Source organism: Rhodococcus sp. MS16 (genome assembly GCF_013277795.1).
GTDB classification, from domain to species: Bacteria; Actinomycetota; Actinomycetes; order Mycobacteriales; family Mycobacteriaceae; genus Rhodococcus_F; species Rhodococcus_F globerula.
Genome location: NZ_VBTM01000008.1, coordinates 145,783 through 169,663, shown reverse-complemented (window position 1 = coordinate 169,663; position 23,881 = coordinate 145,783). Strand labels below are relative to the sequence as shown.

The following is a 23,881-nucleotide window of genomic DNA, read 5'->3' as shown; positions in this document are numbered from 1 at the left end:
CGGGGACATCTTTTGGTGTGGCCGAATTATGCGTCGACGAGTTCTTCGGCAAACGGATTACCGTTGCGAGGCGCGTTGAAGCGGGCCGTGTCGAGGATGCCTTCGCGCTTGGCCACTATCACCGGGACGAGTGCCTGCCCGGTGACGTTGACGGCCGTACGGCCCATGTCGACGATCGGTTCGACGGCAAGCAGCAGGCCCACGCCGGCAAGCGGCAGTCCGAGTGTCGAGAGCGTCAGGGTGAGCATGACTGTTGCGCCGGTAGTTCCAGCGGTCGCGGCCGAACCGATAACCGACACGACAACGATCAAGAGGTAGTCGGTGAAGTTGAGCGGAACGTCGTAGAAGCCGGCAACAAAGATGGCGGCGATTGCGGGATAGATTGCGGCGCAACCGTCCATTTTCGTGGTGGCACCCAGCGGCACGGCAAACGACGCGTACTCGCGCGGCACGCCGAGATTGCGCTCGGTGACGCGTTCGGTCAGTGGGAGTGTGCCGATCGACGAGCGGGAAACGAAGCCGAGTTGAGTGGCAGGCCAGACGCCGGAGAAGAAGTTCCGAACCGAGAGGCCGTGTGCAGCAATGAGAGCCGGGTAGACGACAAAGAACACGATCGCCAGACCGATGTAGACCGCGGCGGTGAATACACCGAGCGATCCGATGGCGTCCCAGCCGTAGGTTGCGACGGCGGTGGCGATCAGGCCGGCGGTGCCGATCGGCGCGAGACGAATGATCCACCACAGCACCTTCTGGATGATTGCCAGGAGGGAAGCGTTGAACTCGAGGAACTTCTCTGCCTTGGCGCCGACCTTGAGCGCCGCGATTCCGATTGCCGCTGCGATGACAAGCAGTTGCAGAACATTGAAGCTGAGTGAGGTTGTCGCGACACCTTCGGTGACTGACGTCTTGGCACCCAGACCGAGGAAGTTGTTCGGCACCAGGCCCGTGATGAACGCCCACCACGATCCGGAGCTCTTCGGTTCCTTGGCAGATTCGACGGCAACGTCGGTACGTGAACCTGGATCGGTGATCAGGCCGACGACGATGCCGATGATGACCGCGATGAATGCCGTGATCGCGAACCACAACAGAGTCTGCACAGCCAATCGAGCGGCATTGGCAACCTGACGCAGGTTTGCGATGGAACTGACGATGGCGGTGAACACCAGCGGAATGACCGCGACCGTCAGCAGTTTGACGTAGCTGCTGCCGATGGTCTGGACAGTTCCGACGAGCCAGTTCACATTGCCGTCTGCGGCGTCAGGCATCGCGCGGGCAACGAGACCGAGAATGACACCGATAACCAGACCGGCAACAATCTGAGGTCCGAATGACGTTGCCCACGAGGGGAACCGGGTTTTTGATTCCGGCACGCCGGTAGAGGTGGAGCTGGGCATGACAATGCCTTTCAAAAAATTGAAGAGATCGAAACGCGGCACGCCGTGAAGAAGTTCAGGCGGGGTTTCGTGAAAATGTTTCCTGGTACGCGTCTATCAGGCCGAGCGCGGACACATTGCGCTCGCCTGCAGGCGAAGGTCGACGTAGCGTCGAGAGGTCAGGAACAACACTGCGAAGACTCTACTCGCAGCTTCAACTACCGATGATTCCGGGCGGTCCATGGGTGTGCGTGAACGAGGGCCGGAGACTCGATGACTACTGTCGAGGTTCGGTAGGTGCACCGGTACCTGCGCGTCGGCTAGCGGAAGCGAGAGACCGATGAGCGTTCGACATGCCGAATATCCACGTCCGAAGCACTTCCTGGTGCATATAAGCGACACGCACCTCGTCGAGGGTGGGGACCTGTACGGCGCCGTCGACGCGACAGCTCGACTGCGGCAGATTCTTGCCGGCGTCGAGGCGTCAGGGGCGCGTCCGCGGGCGTTGGTGTTCACCGGCGATCTCACCGACAAAGGGGAGTCGGACGCGTACGAGACGCTGAAATCGATCGTGGAACCGGTGGCAGGCAGACTTGGTGCCGAGGTCGTCTGGGTGATGGGTAACCACGACGATCGGGAACACTTCCGGATGCGGTTGTTGAACGAGTCACCGTCGACCCGGTCGGTCGATCGGGTCTACGACATCGACGGCCTCCGCATCATCACGCTCGACTCCACTGTTCCCGGCCACCACTACGGATCGATCAGCGACGCCCAGTTGGATTGGCTGCGAACACAATTAGCGACTTCAGCGCCCGACGGAACGATTCTCGCCCTTCATCACCCGCCGATTCCCTGTATCCAGGATCTGGCTGTGCTGGTCGAACTACGAGATCAGCCGCGGTTGGCCGAAGTGCTCCGGGGAAGTGACGTGCGGGCAATTCTCGCGGGCCACCTGCATTACTCGACGACGGCGACGTTCGCGGGAATCCCCGTATCTGTGGCATCGTCGGCCTGCTACACCCAGGACCTCAACGTAGCGGTCGGCGGACAGCGTGGCCGAGACAGCGCACAAGGCTGCAATCTCGTCCACGTGTACGCCGACACGATTGTTCATTCGGTAGTGCCGCTCGAGCGCGACGACGTTGTCCGCGACGATACGGTGGGTGAGGCCGTCAGCGCCCGCGACGCTGCGGCGCGTCTGGCGGACGCAGGCATTCGCATCGGTGAGCACAGCGATATTGCCGTCGCGCAGTAGTATGCGTCAGGCCTCCCACGGCGCTTTGACGGGATAGTAGTTCTCGAGGAATTCGGTGACCTTACGGGTACGTAGTTCGAGATCGATTTCCGGTTCACTACCGTCGTTGAGGCAGAAGAAATCCATCGAACGGTCTTTGAGTAGTGAATTCATCTGTCGCAAACCGGCTTTGACAGTGGTGTCGACGTATTTGACGGTAGCCGACTTCTGTACGACGGAGCGGCCGCTCATCAGCGCGTAGTAGTGGTACAGCGAATTGGTGACCGAAATGTTGGTGCTTGCGCGGAAGGTACTCGCAGCGGTGGCCGCAAAATCGTCCGCGAATTCGCGTTCCATTTCCGCCATGACACTTTTGCGTAGCGGGGTGGCGGCATGCTCGAGGTGCCGAGTTGTCATCAATCCGAATCGCTCTTGTAGTAGACGTCGATTGACCCGAGCCGCATTCTCGAATCCGCTGCGATCGTCGTCGTTGTGTCCCAATCCTATTCGCGTATCCGCCTCGATGAACATGCTGATTCCACCGGGCGAGAAGAACATGTCGGGGCCGACGGATCTGCCGAAGAACATGTCGTCGTTCGAATAGAGGAAATGTTCGGAGAGTCCGGGTATGTGATGCAGTTGGCATTCGACTGCTTGAGAATTGTGAGTGGGCAGTACAGACGGGTCGGCAAAGAACTTTTCGCTGGGCATGAAAGTGACCCGAGGATCGTCGGCCAGCCAGGCCGGACGATCGGAATCGGTGGCGACAAAGATTCTTCGGATCCACGGCGCGTACATGTGCACGGACCGTAGTGCGTACTTCAATTCGTCGATTTGACGGAATCGTGCTGCGGATTCGTCACCTTCACCGACGATGTAGTTCTGCATCCGAAGTGCGCGTTGCGCCTGAAATTCCGCAGAAGAACCGTCGACCCAGGAAAAGACGAGGTCGATGTCGAAATTGATGTCCGACGCATGGGCGGCAAACATATTCTCGATCGTCGGCCAGACACGGCCGAAACGCGCCACCGTTCCACGAACTGCTTCCTCCGGACGCACGGTCCGCCTGGTCAGTGAATTTTCGATGGGCAAAACGATCTCGGTGTCGGACATCGACCACAATTCGATCTGAAGTCCGATATTCGCGCCGTAGTTCAGGCCACTCGCCAGATGAACACGCGGCCGAAACAGTCGAAAAATGCGGGCTTTTGGTGTGGTGGACAGTGCGCCGTCGGCGATCAAGAGCGCCGGACTCTTCTTCGCGTCGAGAGTCTTCGAATAGAAGGGTGTGTTCTGGCATCCGTCGATCAGCGCGCGGCGCAATTTCTTACGGTTGGCCCAATTGACCGCGATGACTGCTCGTTCGTCGTTTCCGCGTACGAGGAGGTATTCGACACCGGCCGCGTCGAGAATATCGCGGATGAACAGCAGGTCCTCGATCATCGCTTCGAGCGGGGTTGTGGTGACGATAGGGAGGGCAAACCGATTCTTGAACCGCACAGTCTCCGGACGGTCCTCCAATCGAGCGCGCACGGAGGACGAGACGGGTTTCACTGTGTCAGTGGTGTCCTGCTCCGGGGGTACGAAGTAGATGTCGTGCGGAGCGGGAGATTGTGTGATGACGTGCCTTTCGATGACAGGACGCACAGTGGCGGCGTGGTGCCAGTCTAGTCGGGAATTAGAGCGATTCGTGTTGGTGGGGAGTTTGCGCATACTCGGTACCGACACGCGAATTCGAATCCTCGAGAGTGAAAAGGATTGGGTGTCGGTTGTGGCAGGTGGCGCGTGGTTTCCGCCATCTTCTGGCATCTCGGGTTCATAGGGACCAAGCGCTGTTACCGATACCGTCACGGTAGGTGCAGAGTTCCAGCGACAAGGACCGGCTAGCTGGACGGCAACCCTTCATGCCGATGGGGTGCCCCGGGATCACACCTGGCGACACGCGTGGTGTGTGTCGCAAGCGGCAGTTGCGGCACTACCCGTCAGTGAAAGAGGGCTGACGGTTCTGCGGCCGGCACTGTGCGCTCCCGAGTAGTCCTCGAACAGGAGTAGAAGCCGATGACCTCCACCCTTCCCATCCACCTCGCCGTAGCGCTTGACGGCGCCGGCTGGCACCCGGCGGCCTGGCGAGAACCCCATTCGCGTCCGAGTGAGCTGTTCACCGCGTCGTACTGGACAGATCTCGTGACTACAGCCGAACGCGGTCTGCTCGACTTCGTGAGTATCGAGGACAGCCTCTCCGTGCCGGGCAACCCATTCGAGCCCGTCGGTGACGCGGTCGATCGTGTGCGCGCTCGACTGGACGCGCATCTCGTGGCGGCCAGGCTGGCACCGGTGACGCGCAATATCGGATTGATTCCGACGATCACCACGACGCATACCGAGCCGTTCCATGTCTCCAAAGCTGTTGCAACGCTCGACTACACGTCGCGAGGCCGCGCTGGGTGGCAGGTGAAAGTCTCAGCGTCCGAAGCGGAGGCCACGCATTTCGGCCGGCGCGATATCCCCGCGTTGACCGAAGATGATCGGGCGTTGCTGGTATCAGGCAACCTTCCCGATTTCGTGCGTGATCTGTTCGACGAGTCAGCCGAGGCCGTCGACGTGGTTCGGCGTCTCTGGGACAGCTGGGAGGATGACGCCGAAATTCGTGACGTGGAGCGACGACGATTCATCGATCGAGACAAGTTGCACTACATCGACTTCGAGGGCAAGTACCTATCCGTCCGTGGACCGTCGGTCACTCCGCGGCCGCCGCAGGGGCAGCCCATCATCGCAGCGTTGGCGCACCAGCGCGTTCCGTACGAGCTGGCTGCTCGAACAGCCGATCTGGTGTTTGTGACTCCTCTCGACGATGGTCAGGTGCCCTTGATTCTCGCCGAAGTGCGTGCGGCGCAGGAACGGGTGGAGCGCTCGGGTGAACCGCTCCGGGTTTACGGCGACATTGTTGTGTTCTTCGATGCAGCAGGGGAATCGGGTCGAGAACGACTCGAACGCCTCGACGATGCGTCGGGTACCCAGTACCGCTCTGATGCACTGATCTTCACCGGCACGCCGGCTGAATTGGCCGATCACCTTCTCCGCTGGCAGCAGTTGGGGATCGACGGCTTCCGTTTGCGACCCGGTGTTGCCGTGGACGATCTGGACACGCTTGTGAATGGGCTGGTACCAGAACTGCAGAAGCGCAACGTATTCCGTACCGCGTATCCAGATACGAATCTTCGCGGACTTCTCGGATTGCCGATCGACGTCCCCAACCGCTACGCCGCCGGCACTCCGGCTGCCTGAACAGACGAGGAATACTTTCATGAGTTCTCAGCAGCGTAAGCAGGTCATCTTGGGTGCCTACCTGGGCGGCGTCAACCATCACACGGCGTGGTGGGATCCGCAGGCGGGCAGCCAGATCGAATTCGACTCCTTCGAACACACCGCTAGAACCGCCGAGCGCGGAAAATTCGACTTCTTCTTCCTGGCAGAAGGACTGGCACTTCGCGAACGCGCGGGACAGATCTTCGATCAGGACATCATCGGCAGGCCGGATACCTTCACGGTGCTCGCCTCATTGGCGGCAGTAACCGAACACCTCGGATTGGCCGGCACCATCAACTCGACGTTCAACGAACCGTACGAATTGGCCAGACAGTTCGCGACACTCGATCAACTGTCCGGTGGCCGTGCGGCCTGGAACGTCGTGACGTCGTTCGATGCCTTCACCGGGCAGAACTTCCGTCGCGGCGGTTACCTCGATCGCGCGCAGCGGTACGAGCGCGCCGAGGAAACCGTCGCACTCGTCCGTGAAATCTGGGATTCGTGGCGCAGCGACGACATCGTCGCAGACAAGGATTCCGGTCGTTTCCTCGCGCGAGTAGAGGCTGGTGAATTCGCTTTCCACGGATCACAATTCGATGTGAACGGTCGGTTCACTGTTCCGCGCAGTCCGCAGGGTCGCCCGGTCATTCTTCAAGCTGGTGTCTCGCCGCAGGGGCGGGATTTTGCGGCCGGCAATGCCGACGCGATCTTCTCGCCGTACGGGCAACTGCCTGAGGCGTCGGACTTCTATCGGGACATCAAGACCCGTGCTGTTGCAGCCGGGCGTGATCCGGGTGACATCAAGATTCTGCCGTCGGCGAGCTTTGTGCTCGGCACGTCCGAGGCTGATGCTATCGAGAAGTACCGTGACATTCGCGATCAGCAAGTAACAGGCCAGACTGCGTTGATCCTGCTCGAGCAGATCTGGAATCTCGATCTTTCGGGTTACGACCCGGAAGGACCGCTACCTGATATCGCACCGGATCCCGAAGCATCCCCGATCATTCAAGGACGGGCATTCATCCATCAGGACCGATTCGAGACCGTCGCGAAGTTGCGCGCTGTGGCCGAGAACAAGAAGCTGAATCTGCGTGAGGTCGTGATCGATCAGTTCGAGCGCGGGCCGATAGTCGGTACTGCGCAACAGATTGCCGAAAAGATCGATTCGTTTGTGCAGAACGACGGTTCGGATGGATTCATCCTCGGTTCGCACCTTGTACCAACAGGATTGGACGAGTTTGTCGACGACGTAGTACCGCTGCTGCAGGATCGTGGCGTTCTGCGCGCCGACTACGAAGGAACGACGCTACGAGACAACCTTGGTCTGGCAATTCCGGCTGATCGTGCTCTTGTGGCGCCGCGATGACATGGGCGAATAGCGCGTGGGGATCGGGGTACTCCGAAAACGTCGGCACCTAACGTCGACAGTCCTGGAGGAGGAAGACCATGCGTGTGAAAAGCCTGGTCGGAGCCGGCGCAGTGGCAGTTGCACTGGTTGCCGGTCCCCTTGCCCAAGCGTCTGCCCAAGCGTCCGCGGAGGGCTCGGTTGCTCCGGGCTCGGATAGCCTGCCGAACACGCTGACCTGCGAGAGTGTCTTCGATGCCTTGGAGGATCAGAGCCCGGAGTGGACGGAGGAGGGGATCGACCAGGTCGAAGACTGGTGTGAGTCGATCACCGGTGAAGAGGATTGACCGTCAGCCGCGAGCGATGACGCGCCGTGACAATCGCCAGCGACCGTCTTCGAGTTCGAACTCGTCTGCGTAACTTCCGACGCCACTGAGACGAGGCGTCGTGGCAGTGTCGACGTAAAACGTCCACACCGCTTCGGCGCGGGCCGAAGTGTCCGACGTGATCTCGACGGCGATTGCGGTGGTGACGTGGCGTGTGAAGGTGCCCGGTCCTTGGATTCCCGCAGCGCGGCGTTCGTGAACACCGGCAGCGATTTCCTCGCGGCCGCGTCGTACCTGGAGCGGCAACCCGCGGTCGGGGTTGGCCGGCATTGTCCACTCGGCCTGTTGAGTGAATTGTTCGACGTAATCGTCGACTGCTCCCGTATCGGCGAGGTGGGCGATCCGCGCGAGTGTGGTTCGGATCTGCTCGGCTGGGCTTTCGGGCTGCATCTGTCTCCTTGGTATTAGGGCGGACCTTCCGGACGCTACCGCGATGAGCTGGGAATAGTGGGCCCGGTCTCGTTGAGCGGGCCTATTATTCGTGAGTTCGAATCACCGTGAGTCCAACTATTTCCCCAACATAAGGGGAAATGATTAAGTGTGTTCACGAAGGCAAGTGCCTTGAATCTGACCGGAAGGTTTACCGTGTCCGTCCCTCTGCGATGTCTGCGCTGACTTCTTCAGCGCCACACCGGCTGGTGTAGCCCTCATTGCCCACTGAACTTCACGGTTCGGGTTCTTCGAGGCCACCAGGACGACCACTTTCCCTTTTGCGTGCCGCGCTCAGCGCGCGTCGCTGCGCACCCTCATACGAAGGACCACACCTCCGTGAACTCGTCATTTCCGACGGCCGGGCTTGATCGCCGTGCCTTTTTCCGTGGCAGCGCTCTTGCCGCATTCGCAATTCTTGGTACCGGCTCACTGGCCGCGTGCTCCTCGGCTGTTGGTGAACAGCGTTCCGATGCAGGGGAATCGGTGGAACCAGTGCGCGGCGGCACGCTCACCCTGGCAATTCCGGACGATGTCAGCCCATCTGCTCTTTTGACCAGCACAACAATTGCCGGCACTACCATCTCCGGGCTTGTCTTCGAGACATTGACCCGCTACCCGATCGATTCCGTAGTGCCGCAACCTCTTCTCGCCAAGGACTGGAAGCTCTCGGACGACGGTCTGACGTTGACACTGAATCTGCGCGACGACGTCACCTTCCACACCGGCCGCCCGTTCACCTCTGCGGATGCGGAGTTTTCGCTGCGTACGTACGCCGATCCCAAGTTCTCCGCGCAGCTGCGCAGCACAGCAGCCGCCATCACCGGCTACGACTCCTCGGATCCGAAAAAACTGGTGCTGACGCTCGCACACCGAACCGGAAACATCTTCGACCTCCTGGATCTGGCGCCGATCTTCGACTCGGAGACCTTCGACAAGGCGGTCAGCGGTGAATCCTTCATCGGGACAGGACCGTTCGTCTTCGCCTCGCGCACCCCGAACAGCTCGATCTCCTTCGATCGCAATCCGAACTACTGGGTTGCTGAGCGTCCCTTCCTCGACCGCGTCGAGGCTCGTATCGTCCCCGATTCACAAGCCCGTCTGACGTCTCTCAAATCAGGCCAGGTTGCGCTCGTCGCCCCGGGATCGTTGACCTTCCGTGATTCTCAGACAGTTGGCAAGACAAGCGGTTTCGCAACTTCAGCTCTCGACGGGGCGGAACTGCAGACGTATCTGGGCGCCAACGTCACGGCTGAGGGATTGACCGATGTACGAACCCGGAAAGCCGTGGCGTATGCCATCGATCGGGATCGCATCATGAGTGAGGTGTACCGCGACGCAGGCTACGCCGTGAACCTGCCGTGGCCGAAGTCGTCGCCCGCATACGACGCGGCCAAGAACTCCACGTATACGCGTGACGTCGCCAAGGCTCGGTCACTGGTGAGTGAGGTGGGAACACTGCCGACCATTCCGTTGACGTACACCGGTGCCAGCCCGGACTTCGAAGCGGCAGCCCAGATCGTGCAGGCCAATCTTGCTGAAGCGGGAATTCGCGTCGAGTTGGACCCAGTCGAGGCGACTATCTTCTTCAAGCAGTTGATCGGCGCAGAGTTCAAGGGGCTGTGGCTGACCAGTCACACCTTTGCGCAGTATGTTCCGTCGACGCTGACCGTCAGCGCCTACCCTTTCAATGCCGCGCACAATGCGTCGAAGTTCAGTTCGCCGGCATACTCCGCGGCCGCCGATTCAGCGTGGCAGGTGCCCGACGGCTCGAGCGACGCTGCAAAGAAGCTGTACGCGGACCTCGGCACCCAACTGTTGGAAGAGCTGTTCCTGATCGAGATCGGTGTGGTGGTTCCGCAGGTATCGGCTGCTTCCACCGTGCATGATCTTGCGTGGACCAAGGGCCGTCAGCCGCAGTTCGCCAACACCTTCCTGGCCTAGGGGAGAACATGTTTCGCTATGTTGTCGGCCGACTACCGTCGGCGGTGGTAGTTCTCTTTCTTGCATCGTTGTTGATTTTCTCGGTTATGCGACTGGTTCCCGGTGATCCGGCCTTGGCGCTGGCCGGTCCCGACGCCACGCCGGAAGCGATTGAGGCGATTCGTCATTCGCTTGGTCTCGACAAGTCGGTCCCCGCTCAGTACCTGTCGTGGATCGGCGACGTTCTGACGTTGGATCTGGGTCGGTCGTTTGTCCTCGGTGGTCAGATCTCGGATCTAGTGCTGGCCGGGTTGGGCAATACGGCGGTGCTTGCCGGCAGCGCATTGCTGTTAGCGGTAACGTTGAGCCTGATTCTCAGTGTGGCCGTGGTGGTCTGGCCGAAGAAGTGGCTGACCAGTGTGGTGAACGTGCTCAACACGCTATCTGTCGCGCTGCCCAATTTTGTAACGGGTGTTCTACTGGTCCTGGTGTTTGCGGTGCTGATCCCGGTGCTGCCTTCCGGTGGTGTTCCTCCGGGCGGGTACCTGGCTCGCCCCGACATCACGCTGCAGTATTTGGTGCTTCCGGCACTGTGCTTGGCCTTGCCGGTCACAGCCGCTCTGACCAGATTTCTCTCGGAGGCCCTGCGCACCGAGATGGCGCAGCAGTATGTGATCACCGCTCAGGCTGCGGGAGTCACGCGCTGGAACCTGGTGACCCGCAGCGCTTTACGCAACGCGCTGCCGACCATGTTGACTGTCCTCGGAATTCAGACCGGGCATCTCCTTGGTGGAGCCGTGCTGGTCGAGGCCATCTTTGCCTGGCCGGGAATCGGTCAACTGATTCAGCAGGGAATTGGTCGGCGCGACTACCCCGTGGTGCAGGTGCTTCTGCTGCTCTCGGTCACGATCTTCGTGCTGATTCAGTTGCTGACAGACATCGTGCACGCCTACCTCGATCCGCGTATCCGCATTGGAGGACAGTAATGACTGTCGTTGATCAACGCCAGGACACGCAGACTCGACGTTCGCACCCGGTTCGTGACGCGCTGACTCACGGCCAGGGACTTGCGGGTGTCCTGATCGTGCTGGTCATCGCAGCGGCGGGCATCGCGGCACCGCTGTTGACGAACTACGGACCCAACGAACAGATCGAGGGCGCAAACCTGTTGGGCGCCAGCGCACAACACTGGTTCGGCACTGATCAGGTGAACCGCGACGTCTTCACTCGCTCGCTGTACGGCATCCGAATCAACCTGGTCATCGTGCTTGTCGCGGTGCCGTTGGGTGCGATCATCGGCTCGCTTGCCGGCTTGATCTCTAGCATCAATCCGGTTGCCGATGTCATCGCGCAACGAATCTTCGATGTGATCCTTGCTTTTCCGCTGCTGATTCTCGCGATCACGCTGGTGGCGATTACCGGTCCCGGTATTTTTCCGGTGGTCGCGGTGATCGTGGCCGCCGAGATCCCTATGTTCGGGCGGCTCGTACGTACCAGCGTGCTGAAAGTTCGTGAGCTACCGTTCGTGGAATCGGCGGAAGTGATCGGGGCCGGCCGTTGGTGGGTACTGCGTAAACATGTGCTGCCCAACGTGGTCGAACCGTTGAGCGTGCAGATTGCCCTGTCGATGTCGGTGGCCGTATTTGCCGAAAGTGCGATGAGCTTCCTGGGTATCGGTGTGCGACCGCCGGATCCGTCACTGGGGTCCATCATCTCTGACGCCATCCCCAATCTCGACGTCAATCCCGCTTATGCCGTCGGGCCGCTGATCATCGTCTCCGCCTTGGTCTTGAGTTTCCTCCTGATCGCCCAGGCGCTCGGCAAAGCCCGTCGGATCTGACGCCGCCTAAACGACCACTTCAAGGACACAAGCATGAACGCAGTAAAGCAGCAGGCGGTCCTCGCCATCGAGGATCTGGTGATCCGGTTCGGTACCGCGGATAGCCGACGTGAATCAACCACCGTTGTCGATCAGGTGAATCTCGAAGTGGCACAGGGTGAAATTCTGGCTCTGGTCGGAGAATCCGGATCGGGTAAGTCGCTCACAGCGCGTGCAGTCCTCGGCTTGCTGCCGGAAGGGGCTCAGGCAAGCGGCTCGATCGAACTCGGTGGTCAGCAGGTTCTCGGAGCTGACGAGGCAACCTTGAACAAGGTGCGCGGCACCCGCGCCGCAATGGTGTTTCAGGAACCCCAGACCGCACTCAACCCCGTCCAGAAGGTGGGGTGGCAGATTGCTCAGGTTCTGCGGGCGCACGGCAAGATATCCCGGGCCGACGCTCGGGCCCGTGCCGTCGAACTGCTGCGGATGGTGGAGATTCCGGAACCGGAGCGTCGGGTCGATTGGTATCCACATCAGCTGTCGGGCGGTCAGAAGCAGCGAGTAGTTATTGCGCTGGCTCTGTCGGGCTCGCCGGATCTGCTGATCGCAGATGAGCCGACGACTGCACTCGATGTGACGGTGCAGGCCGAGATTCTGCAGTTGCTGCGGGATCTGCGCGATCGGTCGGGGACGGCGATTCTGCTGATCACACACAACATGGGAGTCGTTGCGGATATCGCCGATCGCGTGCTGGTGATGAAATCCGGTCAGGTGGTGGAACAGCAGTCGGTTTTCGATCTGTTTGCGTCACCGCGGGCGAGCTACACGCAGGCTCTACTGGCAGCGGTGCCTCGGCTGCCGGAAGCCGAGCACGCCAAACCAGCAGTTGCGCTGGTCGATGATGTCGAGCGCGCGCTCACCGAGCCCATTCTCCGGTTCGACGACGTCTCGATCGTGTACCCGGCCCGTCTGGGTAACAAGGCGTTTCGGGCTGTTGATCAGGTGAGCCTGAGTGTGCGGCCTGGTGAAGTAGTGGGTCTGGTCGGTGAGTCGGGCTCGGGGAAAACAACTCTCGGGCGCAGCGCGCTGGGTGCCATTCGGGCCAGCAGTGGCACCGTGAGTTTCGACGGAACCGACCTGGGCACGATATCCGCAGCGAATCTTCGAGGTCTGCGTAAGGGTATGGCACTTGTCCATCAGGATCCGGCGGCGTCACTCGATCCCCGGCGGACCGTCGGGCAGAGCATCGGTGAACCCCTCGAAGTCCACCGCTTTGCTACCGGGGCCCTGCTTCGGAACAAGGTCGAGGAGTTGCTCGAATCCGTTCGTCTCCCCAAGTCATTTGCTCACCGGGCACCGGGAGAGCTGTCCGGTGGTCAGCGCCAGCGGGTGGCGCTGGCGCGAGCACTCGCACTCGGACCACGACTGTTGGTTGCCGACGAGCCGACCAGTGCGCTCGACGTTTCAGTCCAAGCCGACGTTCTTTCACTATTTGCCGACCTACGAGAGGAATACAAGTTCGCATGCCTGTTCATCAGCCACGACTTGGCCGTCGTCCATCAGGTGGCCGACCGGGTAGCGGTGCTGCGCAGCGGGGAATTGGTCGAAGAGGGCCCCGCTGCGGAGGTATTCAGCTCACCGCGCCAGGACTACACCAGGAGATTGGTTGCAGCGGTGCCGCTTCCGGACCCGCTGCGCCAGCGCGAAGGACGGGGAACTACTCGAGTGGAGCCAAGCCTGACTGTTGCTGTCTGACCGATCCGCTCGCACGACACACAACCCTTCACTCTCACTTCACAGGAGAATTTCATGTCTATCACCGAACTCGAACGCGTCGCACTCACCCCTGAAGAGATCTACGCCGCAGGCGGAATCACCGTCCACAAGGTGGGTGAGCTGATCGGCGCACGTATCGACGGCGTTCATCTCTCGGGTGATCTGTCCGCGGAGACCGCGTACGCAATCAACTACGCTCTCGCCGCCCATAAGGTTGTTTTCTTCCGCGGGCAGCAGCATCTGGACGACGCGTCGCAGTACGAATTTGCCGGCACGCTCGGCACGCAGACCACCACCCACCCGACGCTGAAGTCTGCCGACAACAAGCTGTTGGTACTCGACGGTGCGGCCAGCAGCTGGCACACCGACGTCACATTCATCGACCGTATCCCGAAGGCATCGATCCTGCGCCCCACCACAATTCCCGAGTACGGCGGAGCAACGACCTGGGCTTCCACGACGGCCGCGTACAACCAGTTGCCGCATTCGCTGAAGGTTCTGGTCGAGAATCTGCGTGCGGTGCACACCAATGCGTACGACTACGCCGAGGTAGTCGACAAAGTGAAGCAAGGTAGTTCGCAGCGGGTCACCAACTACGGAGAGTTCACTCGCGAGATTTACGAAACGGAACATCCGGTGGTTCGTATCCACCCGGCGACGGGGGAGAAGACCCTGCTTCTGGGCCACTTCGTGAAGGAGTTCGTCGGACTCAAGCCGTCTGAGTCGGTTGCGCTGTTCCAGCTGCTGCAGGCACGAGTTATCAAGTTGGAAAACACAGTTCGTTGGGCCTGGGAGGCGGGGGATCTGGCGATCTGGGACAACCAGGCCACCCAGCACTACGGCGTCTCCGATTACGGAACCCAGGCGCGCAGCGTGCACCGAGTGACGTTGGCCGGGGACGTGCCGGTGGACGTCCACGGCGAATCCAGCCGCATCATCAAGGGCGACGCGTCCGAGTTCTCGATCGTCGCGGACATCGAGCGGCTCCCCGGGTTTGCCGCGAACTGATCTGATGTAGAGCGTCTGACAACGAAGCGCGTTTGGTGGCCGATTGTGCGGTCACCAAACGCGCTTCGTTGCGTTCAGGTCATTTCAGTACGTACGGGCGAACAGTGCCGGTTCCGTATCGGAAACCTGCGTAACCTGCTCGCGCGCAACCAGATGACGCAAATGTGCGGCACCCTCGGACAGTGCCATGGTCTTGCCCAGCGGAGAAATATCCGACCACGGCTTGTACCACTTCATATGTGCCGCAACATCCCACACGGTCAGCTTCTGATCGCCGAATGCCTCGAGCAGATGATCCAGGCGTTCTTCGTGGTGCTCGATCAGCTCACCTGCGCGACCACCCACGCTGTCGATGGGGATGCCGTGTGCGCCGAGTCCACGCGTGATGTCCATGGTCTGGACGCGTCGTAGAGACGCGAAGAAATCGGCCAGGGCGTCGCGTTCCTCGAGGGGGTACGTGAAGTTGCCGACGTGCGGCGTTGTCTTCTGCAGGACGTGGTCGCCGGTGAACATGACGTTTGCGTCGTCGAGATAGAAGCAGACATGCCCGGGGGTATGGCCTGGTGTGTAGACAACGCGGAGTCCTCGACCGGTGAGGCTGATGATCTCGTTGTCCGAGAGGATCCTGTCGGGAGCGGAGTCCGCGCTCGTCGGCGGGTTTCCGTCGGCTGCCTGCCGGAATGCTTCGCGATCAGCTTCCGGGGCTCCGGCCTTGGCCATGTTGGACAGCTGGTAGGCCATCCACTCTTCGCCCTTGCTGCTGGCCATCTTGTTGAACAGGTCGTGATCGTCCTCATGCATCGCGATCCAGGCACCCGACGCCTCACGCACGCGACCACACAACCCGGTGTGATCCGGATGGAAATGGGTCACAACAACGCCTTCGATATCGGTGACCGAATGACCGATCTCCGCCAACCCGGCATTGAGGCCCTGCCAGCCGTTGTCGTCGTCCCAACCCGCATCAACCAGGATCAGGCCGTTCGGGGACTCCATCGCGTACACCAGCGTTGCGCCGAGTGGGTTGTCGGTGATGGGCACCGGAATCTGGAATATGCCATCGCCGATGGCAGCTGCACCGTTCATCTGTAGTACCTCGTTTACCGATTAAGGAATCTGTTTCTATGTCCTTCATGTTTACCGTGCGCTCGATTAGCCCGTGACGCAGGTCCTACCTGACGGGAATGTGTGACCGTCGGAGTGCATTTCGGATCGGCGAGAGTTTAACCTTCCTACTTGTCGGTATTTGTGGAGAACTGTTGAAGCAGTGCATGTTTCGTTGTTCTTCCGGCTTGAGGGTTGCGCTGCCACGGCGGTTCGCTGGAGGCAAGCGAACTAGCGTGTCGAGGGACAGGCGCCGTGCGGCGGTCTCGAGAAAGACGGGTCATGCGTTTTCAGGTTCTGGACATCATCTTCAACCCACCCCATCCAGTGACCGGAGAGGAAGTAGCACCCTCTGACCGACTCAATCGCGTGGTCGAACTCGCCGTTCTCGCCGAAGAGCTGGGCATCGACTCCTTCTCGGTGGGGGAGCGTCACGCCGGCCCGGTGCTGTCCTCTGCGCCGACGGTGATCTTGGGTGCAATTGCGCAGGCCACAGATCGAATTCTGCTCTCGACAGGCGTCACCGTCCTGTCTTTGCTGGACCCGATTCGGGTGGCCGAGGACTTCGGAACCATCGACCAGCTCAGCCGCGGGCGCCTCGAAATCGTGATCGGCAAGGGAAACGAGGTGCTGCAGTACCCGCTGCTCGGACTCGATATCTCCAAGCAGTACGAATACCTGACCGAGAACTACGAACTCCTCAAACTGCTGATCAGCGAGGAAAACGTCAAGTGGGTGGGTACCCACCGGCCCTCCCTCGAGGACGCAACGACGCTACCGCGTCCGTACGACGGGCCCTTCCGCATCTGGCACGGGTCCGCGACCTCCTTCGAGGCAGTGGAGCTTGCAGCGAAGTGGGGAGATCCCATCGTCACGGCCAATGCACTCCAGCCCCGCGAGAACTACAAGGTGCTCATCGACCACTACCGCGAGCAGTATCTCGCTCACGGCCACGATCCCTCCCGTGCGTACGTCGGCTCCGGCTCGGGTGGGCTGTTCCTCGCTGACACGACCGAACAAGCCGTGGAGGAATTCCGTCCCCTCTACGAGGGCGCTGTCGCGCAGCAAGACAAGCGGAAGCACGACCCCAAAGCGGTCGGTAAGTCCACGAGCTTCCGGACCATCGAGGAAGCCGTCGACCGTGGCCCCGCTTTGGTGGGCTCCTCGGAGCGCGTCGCCGAGAAGATCCTGGACTACTACGAGAGTTACGGTCACGACTTCCAGTCCGTATCCGTCAATCACGTCCTCGACTTCGAGCAGCAGAAGGACACGTTGCGCCGTTTTGCCGAAGAAGTGATTCCCCTCGTGAAAGCGGAAGTGTCGACCAACCTGTGGAGCGTCGGCGACGAGGATCGGGCGAAGGGTTTCACCGCAGTCGACTGAGCAGGTGAGCGTAGTCAGGTCCGACGCTGCGACGAGTCACAGCCTGCAGTAGCTTATTACCGACATCGTGGTCGGTTTTACACTGCAATGAAAGTTCTGTGAGTGGGAGTAGTGCGTTGACGTTGGGTGTGAACTCGCTACCCGCGACAGAACTGTCGGACACGCTCTGGGTCGATATTCTCCCGTGGCTGGACGACTACGTGTCTGACCGTGCCGCCTTGCTCGAACCGTTGGCACCGTCCCCGGACTGGTGGTTCAGTGAGTCGCCGTCGTTCACCGTTCTCGAGGTCGATCTCGAAAAACTGCTGTCCGAGTTGGCGTCGCTGTACATTTCCCACCACTCGTCGGCGGTTCTGAAGGAGAGTTTCCCGCTCCTCGATCCGACTGTGCCGATCAGTGCCCTCGCGCTCGATACACGGGCTGTGACGTCGCTGGCCCGTTTGGCCTCACAAGGGAACGTCGGCGACCTGCTGACTCACGCCACCGCTGAGATTTTTGGTGTTCGCGGCACCAGCGAGCAGACAGTTCACGATGTGGTTCTGAGCTTGCTGGTGTGTGCGGTGATGACAGATCCGCGCTCGCGCATCGAGACGCCGGACGACGGAGCCGCCCCGCCCGCGATCACGGCCTTGCTCGACGATCTCGAGCAGCTGGCGATGTGGCGACGGGTCCGCGGACAGGATGCGCGCCCGCTCGTCACTGTCGAGATCGATGACGAGTCGCCGGAACCCATCCAGGAGCTGGCTGCCCGGATTTCTGCGTTGACACCCAACGATCTACCTGCCACGGATCGTACCGACGCGATGGACGAGATCGACAACCTTTTCTCGCAACTCGACGAACGCGAGTCGATAGTGTTGCGGGAGCGCATTGTGGCGCCGGTGCCGCAGCGACGCGGAGCGGTTGGCGCGAAGCTTGGTGTGGGTTCGGGACGGGTAGGGCAGATCGAGGCTGAGGTGAAAGCCAAGATCAACGACGCCTGCGGGTTCGGAACTGCCGTCGGAAATCTGCTTGCCAGCTTGCGGGTCGAGATTCAGCCGGTCGCGTTGCTCGAGCGCCTTCTGGAGCTGCATCCGAGCATTGCTGCCGAAGTGCCCGGGTATGGCGTTCCACTGTGGTTGGTTCTCGATCGAATCGACGACTACTTCGAGGTCACCGATGGTTGGGCCGCCGCGCCCGGCGTTGCGGCAGCAAAGAAGCGTACGCAGACATTGCTCGAGGACTTCGAATCACCCAACGGCGTAGTTGCTCTCGGCGACGTTGCCGATACGGTGTCGATGTCTGCCGGCGAACTCGAGAAATGGCTCACCTGGTGCGGAATCACCGTTGTTTCCGGGTCCGCGTTGACGAGGGCGCGTCGAATCTCCGACCTGGCAGTTGGTGTGCTGGAGGCACTAGGGACGCCGAAGACCGTTCCCGAGTTGGCTGCGCTGCTGAAGACGGATCGCACCGAACGGTCGATCGAGCGGGCCCTCGAATCGGATGATCGCGCCGTCCTCGACGCCGGTTTATGGCACCTTCAGGCGTGGGGTAGTGCGGATTCCATTGTGGAAGAGCCTGTTCCGGAGCAGAGCGAGTTCAACGTCGACGGCGACGGCATTGTGCGACGTAAGCGCACACGCGATACCGCTAAACCGCCGGAGCAGACGCGTCGCCTGTACCGCTCCGGCAATGTCTGGCGATACCGTACGGCGGTCACGGCCGAGCACTTGCGAGGTTCGAGCTTTGCGGTGCCCGCCGGCCTGGCGGTCGCAGCTGGTTGTGCGCGCGGCGAGAGCGTGGAGCTCGAGAGTCATCTTGGTGTGCAGGCTGTTCGGTGGAGTGGTGCTCAGCCGACCTTCGGCACGATCCGCCGGTTCCTGCGTGAGCTGTCTGCTGTTGTGGGCGAGGACATCTTGCTCGAATTGTGGCAGGACGGGACGTTCCGGGTGGTGCGTCCGGTTGTTGTGCATGCCGATGTCGATCCGTTGCGGCAGGCACTTGCCGAAATCGGAAACCGTGAACCGTTGCGCACCGCTGATCGGCACGTCGTGCGTATTCTTGCCGAGGCGGTGAGTCTTCCCGGGGAAGATCGGCCGCGAAAGCTGCTGCGCGCCTACGAAGATCGAGGTGAGGACACAATCCTCGATTTGTTGGAAGCGGCCTGGGTCCACTCCGACGTATCGGCGGACTCGGAGATCGGCGATGCCTGACATCTCCGAGGTCTCGATCGTCGGCACCCAGGCGCTGACGGCTGACGAATCTCTCGCCGGTGCAGTGGGACTGCACCACACCATCACCACGGCCCTCGCCGACCTGGTGGACAACAGCCTCGACGCCGGTGCTGCGCACGTGTTGATTCGCTTTGTGCAGGACGGGACTCGAATCGTCTCGATGCTGCTGATCGACGACGGCTGTGGAATGGATGCCGTCACCATCGATGCAGCGATGACATACGGGCGTCGACGCGATTACGGCGCAGCAGATTTGGGTCATTTCGGCGTTGGTATGAAGGCCGCATCGTTGAGTCAGGCGAGAGTGCTGCGGGTGTGGTCGAGGCGCTCGGGTAACTCCACCCAGGGCCGTGAGATCGACTCTGGGCAGGGACGCCAGGCGGTTTCGGTAATCGACGAGGGGGAGGCTGCTGCTTTCTTCGATGCCGTCATACCTCGCTTTCCGTTCGAGGGCGGCACCATCGTCGAATGGCGCGGCATCACAACCTTTCTGATGTCAGCGAACGCGGACGAGCAGACCAGTTGGCTCGAACAAACCATCAATGACGTTCGCAGCCACCTCGGTGTGGTGTTCCATCGATTGATCGAATCCGGCCGAGTTGCGTTGACTGTAGATGTCTTCGATGTCGAGGCTGGGCGGGCAGGGGCGTTGCGCTCAGTAGGCGCAGTTGATCCGTTTGCCTATCCGCGCACTGGTTCGCCGAATTACCCTCAACCACTGACTGTGTCGATCAACGGAGCGGCTTCCGTTGCTCACGCCCACATCTGGCCGGCGCGGAGCAACGCGCCGGAGTTTCGGCTGCACGGTGCACCAGGCAGGGATCAGCAAGGGTTGTACTTCTATCGACATGACCGACTCTTGCAGATCGGTGGCTGGAACGGGATTGTTCGCGGTCGTCCCGATTACGGATTGGCCCGTGTCTCGATCGACCTCGACGACAATGTGTTGCAGCACATCACGATCAACCCCGAAAAGTCGGGAGTCACTCTTGATGCCACTGCAACGGCTGCCATCGACGGCGGAGTATTCGCCGATGGAACGGCGAACTTCCGTTCTTATCTCGATGACGCCGAAAACTCCGTCCGCGTAGCGCGCAGCCATCAGCCCCGGCCCATCAGCGTCGTAGAACCTTCTTCCGGTCTCCCCGAGGATGTGCTCGATTCTTTCAGCGACGCATTCGAATTCACTGTTGGCGCCGACCCTGTTGCCATCGGGTGGCGAGCATTGGCGAGGGATCAGTTCTTCGAAGTAGATCTCAAAACCCGCACCTTGTGGATCAATGCGCGTTTTCGGCGCGACCTGCTAGGGCGCCGAAGTCTCGACAACACGGACGCACCGGTGCTGAAATCGCTCATCTATCTGCTGGTCGGTGAAATGTTCGAGGGTGTCAGGATCAGCGCGCGGCAGAAGGAAAAGATGCAGGCGTGGCAGGAAGTCCTGATCTCTGCAATGGCGGCACATCGAGAGCAGGTAGCGCAGTGAGCGAGGAAGTCTTCCGTGCCGTGGCACGCGAACTGGGTGACGGACCGAAGAAGAACGGTGGGCCCCTGGCCGGGGCACTGCACCGTGAGACTCGCGGGGCTTTGATTCTGGTATTTGCCAATGATCCGGGTCCACGTCAGTTGAAGCGGGCACAGGCTGGTCCGGTGGATTCGCGCGACTTTGCGACACTGTTCTCCTACGCGCTCCCGCAAGCAGCAGAGCCGTTGGGGCGGATCGGTTTTCGGGTGAAACAATCAGGGACAGGTGCGATGGTCGATGCAAATTAGGTATGTAGTGGTGAAGGACAGGGACGGATTCTGATGGCAAAGACGATTGCGACAATCAACCTCAAGGGCGGCGTCGGTAAGACGACGATCACGGCGGGGTTGGCGGAGTTCATGTCGCTCGAATTCGGCCAGCGTGTGTTGCTGATCGACCTGGATGCGCAGATCAATCTCACCACCATGATGATCAGCGAGGATCACTGGCTCGAGCTGAACAAGAAAGGGCTCACCAGCGCAACCATCTTCCGTGACGCGGTTGAGGGTACGTCGAACTTCGATCTGCAGGGGACAATTCAGAAGTCGGTCTCGCCGGTCAAACACGTGACAGGTGTAGATCTGCTGCCCTCGTCGCTGGACTTGATCGAGTTGCAGGAGGAGATCAGTGCTCTTCGAGTGGCTGACCGCAGTTCCACCAAGCCTGTCGAGTTGCTACGCGATGCCGTGGCTCCGGTGATGGATTACTACGACTACGTGCTGATCGACTGCCCACCCAATCTGGGCCCGATAACGCTCAACGGTTTGGCAATGGCCGACGGCTATGTCATTCCCACCATCCCGGATGTGCTTTCTACATATGGCATTCCGCAGATCCAGACGCATATCGCCAGGTTCGGCAAGGAAATCGGCCGTGAGCTCTTCGAATTGGGGTTGGTGATCACCAAGTACAAGTCCAATTCCGCGGTGCACCGGACCACTGTCAGGAACCTCCGACGCGACCCGAACGTCCCACACGTCCTGCCGGAGTATCTCGCGGAGTCGAATCAGATTGCCGCATCAGCAGAGTTTCACCCGTACGGCACTCTGAAAGTGAAGTACGGCAACGCAGGTCAGTTCGATCAGATGCGTGCAATTACGCAGAACATTCTCACGGAAGCGCAGGCGAAGCTATGAGTGCGGGTATCGATGAAGCGCGTCGTCGGGTGCAGGTGCAGGAAACCGGTGCAGCCCTCCTGAAACTGGGCGCAACCAATGCCTTGGCATCGGTGTTGTTGGCCAAGCTCGTTCAGGTCGTGGCGGAGGAAGCCGCCCGTACCCCGCGGTTCGCGAAGGCAATCGAAGACGCTTTTACGGTTCCGTCAGATGGAGCAGTTGCGGTGATAGCTGCGCCTGCGCCGGCACCTCGTCGTCGTGCTGCTGCACCGAAGGTGAAACGGGAGCCGGGGGCTTTCGACCCGTTCGAGGTCTTCAAGCTTGATGGGGAAGAGGCTCTGTTGGAGCGTCTCTCGGCCCTCGACGCAGACGGGATCAAGGACATCATTGCGGAACAGGAAATGGATACCCACAAGGAGACAGGCCGTAAACGGAAGGTCGATGTGCTGGCGGTCTGGACCGTCGAGCGCGTGAAGGCGCTGACCTCGAAGGGGAGTGTGTTCAGGTAGGGGCCTTCGGCCCTGTGCACCGTTTCTGCAGTTGGGACTTCCCCTGTGACGTGACATGACTTGTTCGACACATGAATATGTCCGCGATGTCCACACGATTCACAGGCAGTAGGGGCCGCCAGAACGGCGCGCGTATTGAATGGTGCAGTTGGCAGCGTGAATTTGTATGGGAGAGCTTTATGAAGTTGCGAGTACTTCTCTGCCTTCCACGCGACTGTGTGAACCCGTGATGCCAATGTCGACGTATGTAGAGGACTATCTCGGCACTGTCATCCGCCTCCTCTGTCGGCACCGAGGAGGCGTAGTCCAACCACTTCGATCGCCATCAAGCGTTTGTCAAAGCGCTCGCCAGAAGTTTCCCGATTGCAATTCCTAGCGGAATCGGTACTGCATTGCCTATCTGGCGGGCGATCGCGGTCTTAGAACCGACCCACTGGTGAGCTTCCGGAAAACCCTGAATCAGCGCCGCCTCGTAGTGAGTGATCGCACGATTCTCGGTGGGGTGCAGGTAGCGGCCCTTTTCGGGCTTAAAGAACTCGGTGCGAATCGTGACGGAGGGGCGGTCCCAATGCAGTCGGCCCATCACATCGGCTGATCCGGACTTGTGCTTGCGCCAACACGACGCAAGGAGGTCGTCGGGAATATCGAACCGATTTCCGCCCTTCGGAATTTCTGCGAATCGCGCAAGGGAGAGATCCTGGTAATTTCGTGTCAAATGTAGCTGTGATGTCTTGAATGCGCCCGGAAAGGACCGTCCAGCAAACTCGATTCGCAGGTCTGGGAGGTCGCTTTCCGTGACGACGGTCGGCACCTCAGCGAGGACATCGCCGACAGTAACGGGAGACGTTTCGGTTGTGGTGACAGGTCGACCTGGATCTGGCAGGTCGCGGTGACGTCCGACCACGACAATCCGCTTGCGTGCCTGTGCTGCGCCGTAGTGTGCGGCATTCAGCACGTACGGAACGAAGGTGTAATCCGACAGCTGCCCGTCCGCGCTGGTCGCGTGTTGGAAGAGCTTGAAGTCCGCTGAGTTGAGGAACTGGGGGACGTTCTCGAGAATGAAGAACTTCGGCTTAGCTCGCTGGACTGTCTCGGCGTAGTGGCGCCACATACTATTGCGCGCATCCTCGCCGTCCTGTTTGCCCAGGGTGGAGAAGCCCTGGCAAGGTGGGCCTCCCACGACTAGGTCGACTTCTGGCACGGTCTCGTCTCGAAGCCAGTCCTCGATCTTCCCTGCGTATACGAGGTCGCCAAAGGTGGTCCGGTAAGTTGCTGCGGCCGAGAGGTCCATCTCTACGGCGCGTTCGGTCCGGAACCGTTTGTCTGATTGATGTAGTCCCTCGGTGAGACCGCCAGCGCCTGCGAAGAGGTCCAGGACCCGGAAAACCGAAGACAACGTGCGCATAAGCGTAAGGATAGTGGGCTCCCCC

20 protein-coding genes and 1 riboswitch are annotated in these 23,881 nt (G+C 60.5%); of the genes, 15 read left to right on the top strand and 5 right to left on the bottom strand.

What is annotated here, in order from left to right; genetic code table 11:
• Positions 1–26: 26 nt before the first annotated feature.
• Positions 27–1,397, bottom strand: coding sequence for a dicarboxylate/amino acid:cation symporter (locus tag FEZ60_RS20135; RefSeq protein ID WP_033236112.1), 1,371 nt, complete (start codon positions 1,395–1,397; stop codon positions 27–29).
• Positions 1,398–1,716: 319 nt separating this feature from the next.
• Between FEZ60_RS20135 and FEZ60_RS20130 the strand changes: the two genes are divergently transcribed.
• Positions 1,717–2,634 carry a phosphodiesterase gene (locus FEZ60_RS20130; protein ID WP_095888563.1) on the top strand — a complete coding sequence of 306 codons (918 nt, stop codon included), beginning with the start codon at positions 1,717–1,719 and terminating at the stop codon, positions 2,632–2,634.
• Positions 2,635–2,640: 6 nt separating this feature from the next.
• Here FEZ60_RS20130 and FEZ60_RS20125 read toward each other — a convergent pair whose 3' ends face one another.
• A complete protein-coding gene (locus tag FEZ60_RS20125; protein WP_172936859.1) occupies positions 2,641–4,167 on the bottom strand; it encodes a stealth family protein in 1,527 nt (508 codons plus the stop codon).
• 301 nt (positions 4,168–4,468) lie between these two features.
• A riboswitch (SAM riboswitch) is annotated at positions 4,469–4,582 on the top strand.
• An 89-nt stretch (positions 4,583–4,671) separates the two neighbouring features.
• Between FEZ60_RS20125 and FEZ60_RS20120 the strand changes: the two genes are divergently transcribed.
• From FEZ60_RS20120 to FEZ60_RS20110, 3 genes are all read left to right on the top strand, one after another.
• Positions 4,672–5,898, top strand: a complete 1,227-nt coding sequence (locus FEZ60_RS20120; protein WP_172936847.1) for an LLM class flavin-dependent oxidoreductase — start codon at positions 4,672–4,674, stop codon at positions 5,896–5,898.
• Positions 5,899–5,917: 19 nt separating this feature from the next.
• Positions 5,918–7,285: an NtaA/DmoA family FMN-dependent monooxygenase gene (locus FEZ60_RS20115; RefSeq protein WP_033235998.1), complete on the top strand. Its 1,368-nt coding sequence runs from the start codon at positions 5,918–5,920 to the stop codon at positions 7,283–7,285.
• 80 nt (positions 7,286–7,365) lie between these two features.
• Entirely contained in the window at positions 7,366–7,611 is a 246-nt protein-coding gene (locus FEZ60_RS20110; RefSeq protein WP_033235999.1) for a hypothetical protein, read from the top strand.
• A gap of 3 nt (positions 7,612–7,614) precedes the next feature.
• Here FEZ60_RS20110 and FEZ60_RS20105 read toward each other — a convergent pair whose 3' ends face one another.
• Positions 7,615–8,040, bottom strand: coding sequence for a nuclear transport factor 2 family protein (locus FEZ60_RS20105; protein ID WP_172936846.1), 426 nt, complete (start codon positions 8,038–8,040; stop codon positions 7,615–7,617).
• A gap of 378 nt (positions 8,041–8,418) precedes the next feature.
• On the opposite strand from FEZ60_RS20105, the gene FEZ60_RS20100 reads away from it, so the two are divergent.
• Genes FEZ60_RS20100 through FEZ60_RS20080 form a run of 5 tightly spaced genes read left to right on the top strand, consistent with a single transcriptional unit; the run spans position 8,419 to position 14,605 of the window.
• A complete protein-coding gene (locus FEZ60_RS20100; RefSeq protein ID WP_172936845.1) occupies positions 8,419–10,023 on the top strand; it encodes an ABC transporter substrate-binding protein in 1,605 nt (534 codons plus the stop codon).
• An 8-nt stretch (positions 10,024–10,031) separates the two neighbouring features.
• On the top strand, positions 10,032–10,988 hold the full coding sequence (locus FEZ60_RS20095) for an ABC transporter permease (protein WP_033236002.1): 957 nt from the start codon (positions 10,032–10,034) through the stop codon (positions 10,986–10,988).
• Entirely contained in the window at positions 10,988–11,842 is an 855-nt protein-coding gene (locus FEZ60_RS20090; protein WP_033236003.1) for an ABC transporter permease, read from the top strand. The genes FEZ60_RS20095 and FEZ60_RS20090 overlap by 1 nt, the downstream gene beginning before the upstream one ends.
• A 33-nt stretch (positions 11,843–11,875) precedes the next feature.
• Entirely contained in the window at positions 11,876–13,576 is a 1,701-nt protein-coding gene (locus FEZ60_RS20085) for an ABC transporter ATP-binding protein (protein ID WP_172936844.1), read from the top strand.
• A 54-nt stretch (positions 13,577–13,630) separates the two neighbouring features.
• A complete protein-coding gene (locus FEZ60_RS20080; RefSeq protein ID WP_172936843.1) occupies positions 13,631–14,605 on the top strand; it encodes a TauD/TfdA family dioxygenase in 975 nt (324 codons plus the stop codon).
• An 84-nt stretch (positions 14,606–14,689) separates the two neighbouring features.
• Here FEZ60_RS20080 and FEZ60_RS20075 read toward each other — a convergent pair whose 3' ends face one another.
• A complete protein-coding gene (locus FEZ60_RS20075) occupies positions 14,690–15,691 on the bottom strand; it encodes an MBL fold metallo-hydrolase (RefSeq protein WP_033236007.1) in 1,002 nt (333 codons plus the stop codon).
• 300 nt (positions 15,692–15,991) lie between these two features.
• Here FEZ60_RS20075 and FEZ60_RS20070 point away from each other — a divergent pair, with 300 nt between their 5' ends.
• The 6 genes from FEZ60_RS20070 to FEZ60_RS20045 all read left to right on the top strand — a co-directional run bounded on the left by FEZ60_RS20070 (position 15,992) and on the right by FEZ60_RS20045 (position 22,451).
• Complete coding sequence (locus FEZ60_RS20070; RefSeq protein ID WP_095888577.1) at positions 15,992–17,092, top strand: LLM class flavin-dependent oxidoreductase; 1,101 nt, start codon at positions 15,992–15,994, stop codon at positions 17,090–17,092.
• A 98-nt stretch (positions 17,093–17,190) separates the two neighbouring features.
• On the top strand, positions 17,191–19,284 hold the full coding sequence (locus tag FEZ60_RS20065) for a hypothetical protein (protein WP_287163533.1): 2,094 nt from the start codon (positions 17,191–17,193) through the stop codon (positions 19,282–19,284).
• Positions 19,277–20,788, top strand: a complete 1,512-nt coding sequence (locus FEZ60_RS20060; RefSeq protein ID WP_172936842.1) for an ATP-binding protein — start codon at positions 19,277–19,279, stop codon at positions 20,786–20,788. Before FEZ60_RS20065 ends, FEZ60_RS20060 begins: the two co-directional genes overlap by 8 nt.
• Entirely contained in the window at positions 20,785–21,075 is a 291-nt protein-coding gene (locus FEZ60_RS20055) for a hypothetical protein (RefSeq protein WP_242484725.1), read from the top strand. Before FEZ60_RS20060 ends, FEZ60_RS20055 begins: the two co-directional genes overlap by 4 nt.
• A 33-nt stretch (positions 21,076–21,108) precedes the next feature.
• Positions 21,109–21,963: a ParA family protein gene (locus FEZ60_RS20050; protein WP_172936841.1), complete on the top strand. Its 855-nt coding sequence runs from the start codon at positions 21,109–21,111 to the stop codon at positions 21,961–21,963.
• Entirely contained in the window at positions 21,960–22,451 is a 492-nt protein-coding gene (locus FEZ60_RS20045; protein WP_172936840.1) for a hypothetical protein, read from the top strand. The genes FEZ60_RS20050 and FEZ60_RS20045 overlap by 4 nt, the downstream gene beginning before the upstream one ends.
• 325 nt (positions 22,452–22,776) lie before the next feature.
• Here the strand turns inward: FEZ60_RS20045 and FEZ60_RS20040 are convergent, their stop codons facing one another.
• A complete protein-coding gene (locus FEZ60_RS20040; protein WP_172936839.1) occupies positions 22,777–23,856 on the bottom strand; it encodes a DNA cytosine methyltransferase in 1,080 nt (359 codons plus the stop codon).
• Between the last annotated feature and the right edge of the window lie 25 nt (positions 23,857–23,881).